Origin of the sequence: Conexibacter woesei DSM 14684, assembly GCF_000025265.1 — a bacterium.
Taxonomy (GTDB): Bacteria; Actinomycetota; Thermoleophilia; order Solirubrobacterales; family Solirubrobacteraceae; genus Conexibacter; species Conexibacter woesei.
The window spans coordinates 3284974-3296472 of the sequence record NC_013739.1 but is presented as its reverse complement, the minus strand read 5'-3'; the positions used below and the strand labels follow the sequence as shown (position 1 = coordinate 3296472).

Annotated in this window: 11 protein-coding genes; 1 reads left to right on the top strand and 10 read right to left on the bottom strand. The window is 72.8% G+C overall.

The genetic code is table 11. From position 1 onward, the window contains the following. Positions 1 to 8: 8 nt before the first annotated feature. From CWOE_RS15415 to CWOE_RS15370, 10 genes are all read right to left on the bottom strand, one after another. The gene (locus tag CWOE_RS15415; protein WP_012934559.1) at positions 9 to 542 is read right to left on the bottom strand and encodes an NUDIX hydrolase; all 534 of its coding nucleotides are present in this window, start codon (positions 540 to 542) and stop codon (positions 9 to 11) included. After that, positions 539 to 1564 carry a DUF3866 family protein gene (locus CWOE_RS15410; protein ID WP_012934558.1) on the bottom strand — a complete coding sequence of 342 codons (1026 nt, stop codon included), beginning with the start codon at positions 1562 to 1564 and terminating at the stop codon, positions 539 to 541. The genes CWOE_RS15415 and CWOE_RS15410 overlap by 4 nt, the downstream gene beginning before the upstream one ends. Next, entirely contained in the window at positions 1558 to 2721 is a 1164-nt protein-coding gene (locus CWOE_RS15405) for a M20/M25/M40 family metallo-hydrolase (RefSeq protein ID WP_012934557.1), read from the bottom strand. The genes CWOE_RS15410 and CWOE_RS15405 overlap by 7 nt, the downstream gene beginning before the upstream one ends. After that, positions 2718 to 4433 carry a CTP synthase gene (locus CWOE_RS15400; protein WP_012934556.1) on the bottom strand — a complete coding sequence of 572 codons (1716 nt, stop codon included), beginning with the start codon at positions 4431 to 4433 and terminating at the stop codon, positions 2718 to 2720. The genes CWOE_RS15405 and CWOE_RS15400 overlap by 4 nt, the downstream gene beginning before the upstream one ends. Then, positions 4426 to 5256: a hypothetical protein gene (locus tag CWOE_RS15395; protein WP_012934555.1), complete on the bottom strand. Its 831-nt coding sequence runs from the start codon at positions 5254 to 5256 to the stop codon at positions 4426 to 4428. The genes CWOE_RS15400 and CWOE_RS15395 overlap by 8 nt, the downstream gene beginning before the upstream one ends. Positions 5257 to 5307: 51 nt before the next feature. Further along, the gene (locus CWOE_RS15390) at positions 5308 to 6165 is read right to left on the bottom strand and encodes a copper transporter (RefSeq protein ID WP_012934554.1); all 858 of its coding nucleotides are present in this window, start codon (positions 6163 to 6165) and stop codon (positions 5308 to 5310) included. Positions 6166 to 6205: 40 nt separating this feature from the next. Next, positions 6206 to 7378, bottom strand: coding sequence for a putative cytokinetic ring protein SteA (gene steA / locus CWOE_RS15385; RefSeq protein WP_148261030.1), 1173 nt, complete (start codon positions 7376 to 7378; stop codon positions 6206 to 6208). Positions 7379 to 7456: 78 nt separating this feature from the next. After that, entirely contained in the window at positions 7457 to 9127 is a 1671-nt protein-coding gene (gene recN, locus CWOE_RS15380) for a DNA repair protein RecN (RefSeq protein WP_012934552.1), read from the bottom strand. 93 nt (positions 9128 to 9220) lie between these two features. Further along, entirely contained in the window at positions 9221 to 10084 is an 864-nt protein-coding gene (locus CWOE_RS15375) for an NAD(+)/NADH kinase (protein ID WP_012934551.1), read from the bottom strand. Beyond that, on the bottom strand, positions 10077 to 10952 hold the full coding sequence (locus CWOE_RS15370) for a TlyA family RNA methyltransferase (protein WP_236262106.1): 876 nt from the start codon (positions 10950 to 10952) through the stop codon (positions 10077 to 10079). The genes CWOE_RS15375 and CWOE_RS15370 overlap by 8 nt, the downstream gene beginning before the upstream one ends. A gap of 142 nt (positions 10953 to 11094) precedes the next feature. Between CWOE_RS15370 and CWOE_RS15365 the strand changes: the two genes are divergently transcribed. Further along, complete coding sequence (locus CWOE_RS15365) at positions 11095 to 11433, top strand: hypothetical protein (RefSeq protein ID WP_012934549.1); 339 nt, start codon at positions 11095 to 11097, stop codon at positions 11431 to 11433. The last annotated feature ends 66 nt before the right edge of the window (positions 11434 to 11499 follow it).

Sequence of the window (11499 nt, the reverse complement as noted above, 5' to 3'; positions counted from 1 at the left end):
GGCCGTGATCAGGACGACAGCCGGCGCTGCAGCAGCATCAGACCCACCAGCGTCTTGGCGTCCTCGCACTGCGCGATCGCGTCGTCGAGGCGGTCCAGCGGCCACGGGAGGATCTCGATCCGCTCGTCCTCCTCGACCTCCGGCCGCGGGACGTCGCGCAGGCCGGTCGCGAGGAACAGCTCCAGGCGCTCGTCGCTGAAGCCGCAGCTGGTGAAGAAGCCGTGCAGCGGCTCCCACGTGTCGGCGGCCTTGCCGATCTCCTCCGCCAGCTCGCGCCTGGCTGTCTCCAGCGGCGGCTCGCCGACGACGTCGAGCTTGCCGGCCGGGACCTCCAGCAGGAACGTGCCGCAGATCTCGCGCGGCTGGCGCACGAGCCAGACGTGCGCGTCGTCGATCGCGACGATCCCGACCGCGCCCGGATGGTGCACGTTGTCGCGCTCGACGACCGCGCCGTCGGCGTGGCGGAATCTCTCCACCCTCACCTCGACGACGTAGCCGTTCCAGATCGACTCCGAGCCGATCTGCTCGAACCCCTGCGTCATCTCACCAGTCCTCCGACGGTCGTGCCGGCCGCCAGCGCGGCGGCGAAGAACGGGCGGTCCTCGTCGATCCCGCGCCCCATCGTGCGGGCCGGCAGGCCGCTCGCGCGGTAGCCCTCGACGTCGACCGCGACCTCGTGCACGACGTGGCCGCGCGCGCGGGCAGCGGCGAACGCCGGGTCAGTCGCGCCCATCTCGACCGGCAGCGTGACCGGCGCGAGCAGCAGGTCGAGCACCGTGCGGGTGTGGTGCGAGAGGCCCTGGTGGCGCGGGCGCGGGTCGCCAGCCGACATCCGCGCCACGAGAACCGTCGCGCATCTCAGCGCCAGCGCGGCGTGCGCGGAGTCCATCGCGACGATGCCGCCGTGGCCGAGCGCCGAGCCGGAGCCGAGGATCCCCGGGCCAGGCCCGACGAGCGCCGCGTCCCAGCCCTGCTCCGCCAGGCCGTCGTGGATCGCGCCCGCGGTCGTGATCGCCTCGCGCTCGCCGCCGTAGGCCGGGCCGGCAGTGACATGGTCGGCCAGCAGGCCCAGCCGGCGCAGCTCCAGCACGGTCGACGACATCCCGCCGGGGAGCGCGCCGCCCGCGGTCTGCACGTAGCCGACGCGCGCGCCGGGCCGCGCCTGCGCGAGCGCCCACGCGAGCGGCGCGAGGTGGCCGTGGAGCGGGAAGACCGCGACCGGCCGGCCGAGCGGGACGGCGAGCCGCTCGCCCTCGACCGGCAGGACGGCGTGCTGGAGCGAGCTGTAGTTCAGCTTCATCACGTGTGCGCCCGGCACGCCCTCGCCCGACAGACCGCGCGTCAGGTTGACGTGGACGACGTCGAAGCCGCCCGAGCCGAGCGCGAGATCGCGCGCCTCGACGTTGACGACGACCTCGTCGCCGAACGTGCACGAGCCGAGCAGCGCGACGTCGACCACCGCCGGGCGCTGCTCGCCCGCGACGTCGACCGACAGCCGCTGCCACTGCTCGTCGTCGCGCACCGGGTCGGCGACGACGACGGTCCCGCGCCGCAGCTTCAGCACAGGACCTCGGCGCTCTCGGCGACGAGCGTCAGCGCCACGTCGAGCATCCCCTCCAGCGCCACGACGGAGACGCGCTCATCCGGCTGGTGGGCGCGCTCGGTCCCGTTCGCGAGGTTCACGCACGGGAAGCCGGCGGCGATGAACGCGTTCGCGTCCGATCCGCCACCGCTGGCGATCCGCTTGGGGACGTAGCCGCAGGCGTGCAGCGCGGACTCGGCGGCGGCGACGTGCGCGGCGGACGGCTTCAGCCGGTAGCCGCGGAAGAGGCACTCGACCGTCACGTCGACGTCGCACTCGGCGGCGTTGGCGCCGTCGTGCAGGTGATCGACGATCTCCGCCACGACCGCCTCGACCTTCGTCTCGTCGAGCGAGCGCGCCTCCGCCTCGATCCGGCAGGCGCCCGGCACGACGTTGACGCCCGAGCCGCCGGAGACGAGGCCGACGTTCGCGGTCGTCTCGTCGTCGAGGCGCCCGAGCGGCATCGCGGAGACCGCGCGCGCCGCAGCGAGGATCGCGCTGCGCCCCTCCTCCGGCTTGATGCCGGCATGCGCCTCGACGCCGCGGAAGTCCGCGACGATGCGGTGATAGGTCGGCGAGGCGACGATCACCTCGCCGATCGGCGTCGCGTGGTCGAAGACGTAGCCGAACGCGCTGCGCAGCCGGCTGACATCGAACACCTTCGCGCCCGCGAGCGCGTTCTCCTCGCAGACCGTGAACAGCAGCTCGACGGCGATCTCCGCCGGCGCGGCGACGAGCCGCCGCGCGACCGCCAGCATCACCGCGACCGCCGCCTTGTTGTCGGCGCCGAGGATCGCCGCGTGCGCGTTCTCCCAGCCCTCGTCGACCAGGACCGGCTCGACCCTGTCGGTCAGCGGGACGGTGTCGAGGTGGGCGCAGAGCAGGACCGACGGTGCCTCCGGTGCCCCGGCGATCTCGGCGCGCGATGGCACGCGCGCAAGCAGGTTCCCCGCGGTCGCGCCGAGCAGCGCGCCGGCGCCGTCCTCCTCGACCGTCAGGCCGAGCCCGCGCAGCTCCGCGGCGACGCGGTCGGCGCATGCGCGCTCGTGGCCGAACGGGCTCTCGATCGCGCACAGCTCGGCGAACAGCTCGCCGAGCCGGACGCGCTCGGACTCCTCAGCCTGGACCCGCGGCCTCACGCGGTGGGAATGCCCGATCGCTGCTCCGCCGACGCGTCGGCGGTCGCTTCGCCGGCAGTGCCGTCGGCGGTGCCGCGCCGGACGGCGCGGTCGAGCGCGGCGCGCACGAAGCCGCGGAACAGCGGCGCGGGCCTCTGCGGGCGCGACTTGAACTCGGGGTGGTACTGCGAGGCGACGAAGAACGGATGCTGGGCCTCGGGCAGCTCGACCGACTCGACGAGCTGGTCGTCGGGCGAGGTCCCGCCGCAGACGAGGCCGGCGCTCTCCAGGCGGCGGCGGAGGTGGTTGTTGACCTCGTAGCGATGGCGGTGGCGCTCGTAGATGACCGCCTCGCCGTACAGCTCGCGGACGCGGGTGTCCTCGTGCAGCTTGACCGGGTCGGCGCCGAGCCGCATCGTGCCGCCGAGGTCGGAGATCTCCTTCTGCTCGGGCAGCAGGTCGATCACCGGGTACGGCGTCTCGGGGTCGAACTCGGTCGAGTTGGCGCCCGGCATGCCGGCGACGTGGCGGGCGAACTCGGCGACGGCGACCTGCATCCCGAGGCAGATGCCGAGGTACGGGATGCCGTCCTCGCGTGCGACCTGCGCGGCGCAGATCTTGCCCTCGATGCCGCGGCCGCCGAAGCCGCCGGGCACGAGCACGCCGTCGGCCTCGCGGAAGCGCTTGCGCGCGTCCTCGGTCTCCAGCTGCTCGGAGTCGATCCAGTCGACGTCGATCTGCGTGCCGTGCTCGATGCCGGCGTGGCGCAGCGACTCGACGACGGACAGGTAGGCGTCCTCGAGCTTGATGTACTTGCCGACGAGCGCGATTCTGACGCGCTGTCTGGCGCCGACCGCGCGCGCCGTCATCTGCTCCCAGCCGCCGAGGTCCGGGGCCGGGGCGTCGTCGATGCGGAAGTGGTCGAGGACGAAGTCGTCGATCCCCTGCTCGCGGTAGACGAGCGGCACGCGGTAGATGTGGTCGACGTCGACGGCGGAGCCGATCGCCTCGACCGGCAGGCCGGCGAAGAGCGCGATCTTCTTGCGGATCTCCTTGCTCAGCAACGACTCCGAGCGGCACAGCAGCATGTCGGCGCCGATGCCGATGCGGCGCAGCTCGTTGACGGAGTGCTGCGTCGGCTTCGTCTTCAGCTCACCCGCGTGGCCGATGTACGGCACGAGCGTGAGGTGGATGTACATGCAGTTGCGCCGGCCGACGTCGGACGGGAACTGGCGGATCGCCTCCAGGAACGGCAGCGACTCGATGTCGCCGACGGTGCCGCCGATCTCGGTGATGACGAAGTCGACGTCGCTCGCGTCGGCCATCAGCTTGACGCGCTGCTTGATCTCGTCGGTGATGTGCGGGATCACCTGGACGGTGCCGCCGAGGTAGTCGCCGCGGCGCTCGCGCCGGATCACCGAGTTGTAGATGCCGCCCGAGGTCACGTTCGAGCCGCGGCGCGTGTTCGCGTCGGTGAAGCGCTCGTAGTGGCCGAGGTCGAGGTCCGTCTCGGCGCCGTCCTCGGTCACGAAGACCTCGCCGTGCTGGTACGGCGACATCGTGCCGGGGTCGACGTTGATGTACGGATCCAGCTTCTGCAGCTGGACGGTGAACCCGCGTGCGACCAGCAGACGTCCGATCGAGGCGGCCGCGATCCCCTTGCCGAGCGAGGACACGACGCCCCCGGTCACGAAGATGAAGCGAGTCGAGCCGCTGGTCGGGACGTCAGGCATGCGGGGTCCTTCCGATAGAGTCTAGATGACGCAGGATGGGGGTTCGCTCGATCGCCGCGGAGAGCGAGCGGAATTCGCCGTAGACGGTCAGCGCGAGGACGACAGCGAGCGCGATCGCCTGCCCGAGGGTCCCGAGCGTCAGAATCAACCACAGACCGGCGAGTCCGCCGATCAGGTTGGCGCCCGTGTCGCCCAACATGGCGCGCTCGCGCAGGTCGTAGAAGCCGGCGACGACGACGGGCGCGGCGAACAGGCCGATCGTCTCCAGCGGCTCGAGATCCCACGCGCCGAGCGTCAGCGCCGCCGCAAGCAGGACGAAGCCCTTCGCGGAGCGGCCGGGCCGCAGGTCGAGCAGGTTGAAGAGGTTGGTGGTGAGCACGAGCAGCGCGACGGCGAGCAGGTACTGGCCGTTGCCGTAGCCCTGGCCGGAGAGCACGAACAGCGCGAGTCCGAGCGAGCCGACCGCCTTCAGCGCGCCGGTGCTGAAGCCGCCGCCGATGACGGCCTTGCCGTGGCCGCGCCAGCCGCGTGAGCGCCCGGCGAGCAGATCGTCGATCAGGCCGAGCAGCGCGACGCCGAGCGCGTACGTCACGACGAGGCCGATCTCCGGGCGGAAGACGTCGGCGTCGGCGAGCTGCTGCAGCGCCGCCAGCGGGGCGAGCGCGACGACCGCGGCGGCGACGATCGCGATGCCGCCGGGGAACGGCAGCAGCGCTCTGCGGTAGTTCTCGCGGGTCAGCCCTTCCTCGGTCAGGTGCCGCAGGATCGGCGGCGTCAAGAGGATCGCCGCCGCAAGCGCGACGAGGGTCGGAAGTGCTTCCACGTGGAGGGAAGGTAGCGGGCGAGCCGGACGACGGGCGCGGTGGCGCTCGTGCTACAGGACTGGCGGCAGTCTGCCGCCGTCCGCTGTCGATTTGACGCCGAAGTGGCCGCGCTCGCCGGCGAGCGCGAAGACCAGCGCGGCTCTGCCGAGGGGATCGTCGAGGTCGTCGACGCTGGAGAGGTCGTGCTCCTTGAACCAGCCGATCTGCGACGGGTCCGCGTCGGTCGTCTCGACGCCGACGACGGGGATCCCGTCGACCCGCAGGCCGCGCATCAGGCCGTTCTCGAACTCCTCGATCGCTCTCGCCTCGGCGGGGTCGTCGAGCTCGCGCTCGTCGCGCACGATCACGACCGCGTCGGCGCCCTCCAACGTCCCGCTGCCCTGGTCGAGCAGCTCGCCGCGGACTCTCGGCAGCAGCTCTCCCCCCTGCGTGAACTGGATCCCCATGCGCGTGCCGAACGCGTGGACCAGCGACGGGTCCTCGGCGAGTCTCTCGTAGCGCGTCCCTCTCGACGCCTTCGCGATCGCCTCGAGGTTGAGCGGCTCCCTGATGACCGAGACCGACGACAGTCTGCCGCCGGAGCCCTGCAGCGCGTCGCGCGTGAGGTCCCACATTCGGTCCGAGGCGCCGCCCAGCTCGATCAGGGCGATTCTCATCCCGGTGAGGCGGTTGTCGACCATCGCGGGATAGGCGTCCTCCTCGAAGACGCGGCGGTCGTCGACCTCCTCGCGCGCGGCGTCACGCTCCTGCTGCGCCTCGCGCACGTCCTTGCGCAGCGAGTCGCGCACTCTTCTCTCGGCGCTGGAGACGAGCCCGCGGTCGCCGACGGCGACGCCGAGCAGCAGGCCGATCACGAGCGCGAGGAAGACGGCGACGAGCGACAGGGCGTGGTAGCGGAAGCTGAGCATGTGTGGGGTCCGGAGGAGGCGGCGGGAAGGCGGGTGCCGGCTAGGCGTCGATGCCGAGCAGCACTTGGAGCTTGAGCCACAGCAGGTCGGCGACGTCGTGCAGGGCCGGAGTGAGCAGGATGACGACGATCAGCGCGACGACGCCCGTCGCCGCCAGCAGCAGGACCGGCGCGAGCCCCGGCTGCGGCCTGTACAGGCGGCTCACGCCCTTCGCGTCGACGAGGATCTCGCCCACGCGCAGACGGGTCAGGAAGGTCGACGCCATCCCCTGGCGGTTCTTGTCGAGGAACTCGACGAGGTTGAAGTGGGAGCCGACGGAGACGATCAGCTCAGCGCCCTTCTCGGCGGCGATCAGCATCGCGATGTCCTGGCTGGTCCCGGGCGCGGGGACGATCTTGTAGCCGAGCCCGAGCGATTCGAGGTAGTTGCGGCCGGGGGCGCGGCCGTCGGAGTAGGCGTGGACGACCAGCTCGGCGCCGCTGCGGAGCGTTCTCTCGGTCGCCGAGTCCATGTCGCCGACGATCATGTCCGGCTTGAAGCCCTCGTCGATGATCGCGTCGGCGCCGCCGTCGACGCCGACGAGGACCGGCTTGACGTCGCGGATGTAGGCGCGCAGCGCCTTGATGTCGCGCTTGTGGTCGACGCCGCGCACGACGATCAGGACCGGCCGGTCGCGGAACTGCGTGTCGAACTTCGGCAGCTCCAGCTTGCCGGAGAGCAGGTCCCGCTCCTCGATCATGTACTGCACCGTGTTGGCGGCGAACGCCTCCAGCGCCTCGCCGATCTCGCGACGGCGCTTGGCGGTCAGCGCCTGCACGCGCTCGGGCTCCTGCAGCTCTCCCTCGGCCATCAGCTCGTCGCGGCGCCAGACCTGGCCGCCTCTGAGCACGATCGGGTCGCCGTCGTGGAGGGTCTGCATCAGGTCGGCGCCGGGCGCGTCGATCAGCGTGATCCCGGCCTGCACGACGAGCAGCGGTCCCATGTTCGGGTAGCGTCCGCTCGACGACGGCGAGCAGTTGACGACGCCGGCGATCCCGCACGCAACGAGATCTTCACCCGAGACGCGGTCGAGATCGCGATGGTCGATGATCGCGATGTCGCCCGGACGCAGTCTCTTGACGAGATGCTTGGTGCGCTTGCCGATCCGGGCGATGCCGGAGACTTCATGCACGGCCGCGCCGTTCTGCGTCGCGGTGGGATGAGAGACGGCCACGGAAACGACCATTCTACGGGGCCGGCCTGACGGGCCGGCCGCGGTCGTCGCGAGCAGCGCTCCGGCGATCGCCATCCGTCAGGCCGCTCGCAGCAGCTCTCTGGCGTGCCGGCGGGCCGCTCTGTCGGTCTCGTCGGCGCCGAGCATGCGGACCAGCTCGCCGAGGACGGCGTCTCTGCGCAGGTCGGTGACCGTCGTCACCGCCGTCTTGCTCGTCCCGTCCTTCTCGATCCGGAAGTGGCGCTCGGCGTGGGCCGCCACCTGCGGCAGGTGGGTGATGCAGAGCACCTGGCGGCCGGCGGCGAGCGAGCGCAGCTGGGAGCCGACGGCGCGCGCGGTGTGGCCGCCGATGCCGGCGTCGATCTCGTCGAAGACGAGCAGGCCGGCGCCGTCCTCGACGTCGGCGTTGGCGACGCCGAGCAGCGCGAGCATCACGCGCGAGGTCTCGCCGCCGGAGGCGACGTCTCTCAGCGGCCCCGCGGGCACGCCCGGGTTGGCCGCGATCAGCAGCTCGACGACGTCGTTGCCGCTCGCGCCGGGCTCCTCTCTCGGCGACAGCGAGACCTCGAACGAGGCGCCGGCCATCGCCAGCTCGGCGAGCCGTTCCCGGACCGCCTCCGAGAGGCCGGGCGCGGCCTCCTCGCGGGCGGCGCGCAGCTCGCCCGAGACCGCCAGCAGCCGCTCGCGGGCGGCGTCCAGCTCGGCCCGCGTCTGCTCCAGCGCCGCCTCGGCGCCGGTCAGCTCGTCGCGCCGCGCGCGGCACTCGGCCGCATGTGCCAGCACCGCGGCGATCGTGCCGCCGTGCTTGCGCTCCAGCCGCCCCAGCGCCGTCAGCCGCTCCTCCACCTCGTCGAGCCGGCCCGGCTCGCCCTCGACCGACTGCTCGTACTTGCGCAGCTCGGTCGCGAGGTCATCGGCCTCCAGCACGAGCGCGCGGTAGCGCTCGGCCAGCTCGTCGAGCGCCGGATCGACGCCGTCGATCGCGTCGAGCGACGACACCGCGGCCGCGAGCAGCGTGCTCGCGCCGGCCTCCCCGCTCTCGGGCATGATCGCCTCCGCCCCGGCGACCGCCGCGCCGCGCAGCCCCTCCAGGTGGCGCAGCCGCTCGCGCTCGCCCGTCAGCTCGGCCTGCTCCGCCTCGCTCGGGTCGACCTCCTCGATCTCGCGCAGCTCGTACTCGAGCAGGTCCAGCTCGCGCTCGCGCGCCCCGCCGATCGCGCCCAGCTCCTCGGCGCGCTTCGTCAGCGCGCGCAGCTCCGCGTGGGCGGCTGCGGCGCGCTGCCGCCGTTCGCGCTGCTGCGGGCCGCAGAAGCCGTCGAGGATCTCCAGCTGGGCGGAGGCGAGCATCAGCCTGCGGTGCTCGTGCTGGCCGTAGAAGGCGAGCAGCTCGCCGCCGATCTCGCGCAGCTCCCCGACCGTCGCGGAGCGGCCGTTGAGGTAAGCGCGGGTGCGGCCGTCCGGCCACACGCGCCGCGCGAGCACCAGCTCCTCGGCGTCGTCCGGCAGGCGGTCGCCGAGCGCCTGCCGCAGCCGCTGCGGGAACGCGAAGATGCCCTCGACGTACGCCTCAGACGCTCCCGGCCGCACGATCCCGCTGCGGGCCTTGCCGCCGAGCAGCAGGTCGAGCGCGTGCGCGAGCATCGTCTTGCCCGCGCCGGTCTCGCCCGTCAGCACGTTGAGGCCGGGCCCGAGCCGCAGCTCGGCGCGTTCGATCAGGAGGAGGTTCTCGACCCGCAGCTCGTGAAGCATGCGCGCAGTGAACCAGCCGCGCCAGACGGAAAAAGCGAACGCCTGTTCGACGCGGCGCGTGCGCGCCGCGCACGCCCCCGCGGCCGTCGCCGCTCAGGCGCCCGACGCCAGGCGCCCGAACTTCTCGCGCAGGCGGTGATAGAAGCTCGCGCCGTGCGCCTGCGCGAGCGTGCCGACGTCGTCGCTGAAACGCGCCGACAGCGCCCCGCCGGGCGGCAGCTCGCAGACCGGGCGGCCGTCGACGCTGACGTCGACCGGCTCCTCTCTGGAGCGGTTGCGGATCGTGATCGGGTCGTTCGGCGCGACGACGAGCGCGCGGGCGGTCAGCGAGTGCGGCGCGATGTAGGAGACCGCGAGGCCCTCCACGCCCCACGCCATCACCGGCCCGCCGTTGGCGAGGTTGTAGCCGGTCGAGCCGGCCGGGGTCGCGACGACGAGCCCGTCGCAGCGGACGCGCCCGACCTCCTCCTCGCCGACCTCGACCGCGAGGTCGGCGACGCGCAGTCCCTGCTGGCGGTGGAAGGAGACGTCGTTCATCGCGAGCCACTCGCCGCCGCCGGTCTGCGCCTCGATCCCGGGCAGCGACAGCACCTCGTAGTCGCCGCGGAACGCCTGCCGCAGGCCGCTGGCGACGTCGTCGGGGTCGACCGTCGCGAGGAAGCCGACCTCGCCGAAGTTGACGCCGAAGACCGGCACGCCGCTGCGCGCGTACGTCCGCAGCCCGTGCAGGATCGTGCCGTCGCCGCCGAGCACGACGCAGAGGTCGGCCTCTGCCGCGGGCGGCGCGTCGATCTCGATCCCCGGCTCGGCCCGCAGCCCGTGCTTGACCGTCTCCTCGGGCGAGAAGCGCAGCGTGTAGCCGGCCGAGCGCGCGGCCGCGACCAGCTCGCCGAGCGCGGCGCTCGTCTCGGTCGGCCGGCGGTGCGTGAAGACCGTCGCGACGCGGCGTCTACTCATCGTTCTCCTCCAGCCCGGAAGAACGAGCCTCCGGGCGAGTTCTTCCGACGGAACCAAGGCCTCTGGCCGCGGGTTCCGCCTCGACCTCCCGGGCCGCGGAGTCCAGCTCGTCGAGCGCGCCCGCGCGACCGCCTTCGGCGAGCCGCACGAACGTCTCCCTGTTGCCCTTCGGGCCGGGCAGGCCTGACGACACGAAGCCGAGCACGGATGCGCCGAGCGCGTGCGCCGCCTCGCCGACCGCGACGAGCGCGGCACGGCGGTCGGCGGCGTCGCGCACGACACCGCCCTTGCCGACGCGCTCACGCCCGACCTCGAACTGCGGCTTGACCATCACGAGGCCGTCGAAGCGCTCGTCCATCGTCGCCAACACCGCCGGCAGGACCTTGGTCAACGAGATGAACGAGACGTCGGCGACGAGCAGGTCCGGCGCGTACGGCAGCTGCTCGCGCTCGACGCGGCGGGCGTTGGCGCGCTCCAGCACCGTCACGCGCTCGTCGTTGCGGATCTTCCAGTGCAGCTCGCCGTAGGCGACGTCGAGCGCGACGACGTGCGCGGCGCCGCGCTGGAGCAGGCAGTCGGTGAAGCCGCCCGTCGAAGCGCCGACGTCGAGCGCGCGGCGACCGGCGACGTCGAGCCCGATCGCGTCGAGCGCGTTGGCGAGCTTGCGTCCGCCGCGCGAGACGAAGTCGGGCGCTTCGGCGACGTCGACCTCGACGTCGGCGGGGACCAGCTGGCCGGGCTTCTCGGCACGGCGGCGGTCGCTTCCGAGCAGCACCTCGCCGGCGAGCACGGACGCGGCCGCACGCGAACGTGAGGCGAAGACGCCTCGCTCCGCGAGCAGCGTGTCGAGTCGCATCTTCGTCGTCACCGCGCGGAAACGCTACCGGGGCGGGCGCTCCGGCCCTGCAGCAGCGCCGTCACCCGGCGTGCCAACCGCGTGTTTGCAGGGGTTCCTGCATGTGATCCGTCTCACATACGTCGGCGTTCAACTGGCGCATCATGGCCGCACGATGCTCGTACTTCGACCCATCTCCCTCTCCGCCCACGGCGCGATCGAGCTGCTCGCCGGCGTGCTCGCGCTGGTGGCGCCGTTCGCGCTCGGCTTCACCCCCGCCGGGGCCGTCGTCTCGGTCGTCGTCGGCGTGCTCGCGATCGGCCTCGCGCTCGACGCGACCCAGCCGCAGCGCGTCTCGGCTCACCAGAGCTTCGACTACGGACTCGCGTTCGGTGCGATCGTCGTCGCGCTCCCGCTCGCGCTCGCCGGCTCGGGCACCGCGGCGATCTTCCTCGCCGGCCTCGGGCTCGCTCAGCTGGCGCTGAACGCCGGCACGCGCTACAGCGCACGCTGAGCGGGCCTGTCAATTCGTCCATTCGTCCGTCCGCGGACGCGGACGCTCAGGCGCGCATGCGCGCGA

What these genes read in the sequence shown, in the direction of transcription:
- CWOE_RS15365 (WP_012934549.1), top strand. Translation starts at nt 11,095, where the DNA reads ATGCTCGTACTTCGACCCATCTCCCTCTCCGCCCACGGCGCGATCGAG.
- CWOE_RS15375 (WP_012934551.1), bottom strand. Translation starts at nt 10,084, where the DNA reads ATGAGTAGACGCCGCGTCGCGACGGTCTTCACGCACCGCCGGCCGACC.
- CWOE_RS15400 (WP_012934556.1), bottom strand. Translation starts at nt 4,433, where the DNA reads ATGCCTGACGTCCCGACCAGCGGCTCGACTCGCTTCATCTTCGTGACC.
- CWOE_RS15390 (WP_012934554.1), bottom strand. Translation starts at nt 6,165, where the DNA reads ATGCTCAGCTTCCGCTACCACGCCCTGTCGCTCGTCGCCGTCTTCCTC.
- recN (WP_012934552.1), bottom strand. Translation starts at nt 9,127, where the DNA reads ATGCTTCACGAGCTGCGGGTCGAGAACCTCCTCCTGATCGAACGCGCC.
- CWOE_RS15415 (WP_012934559.1), bottom strand. Translation starts at nt 542, where the DNA reads ATGACGCAGGGGTTCGAGCAGATCGGCTCGGAGTCGATCTGGAACGGC.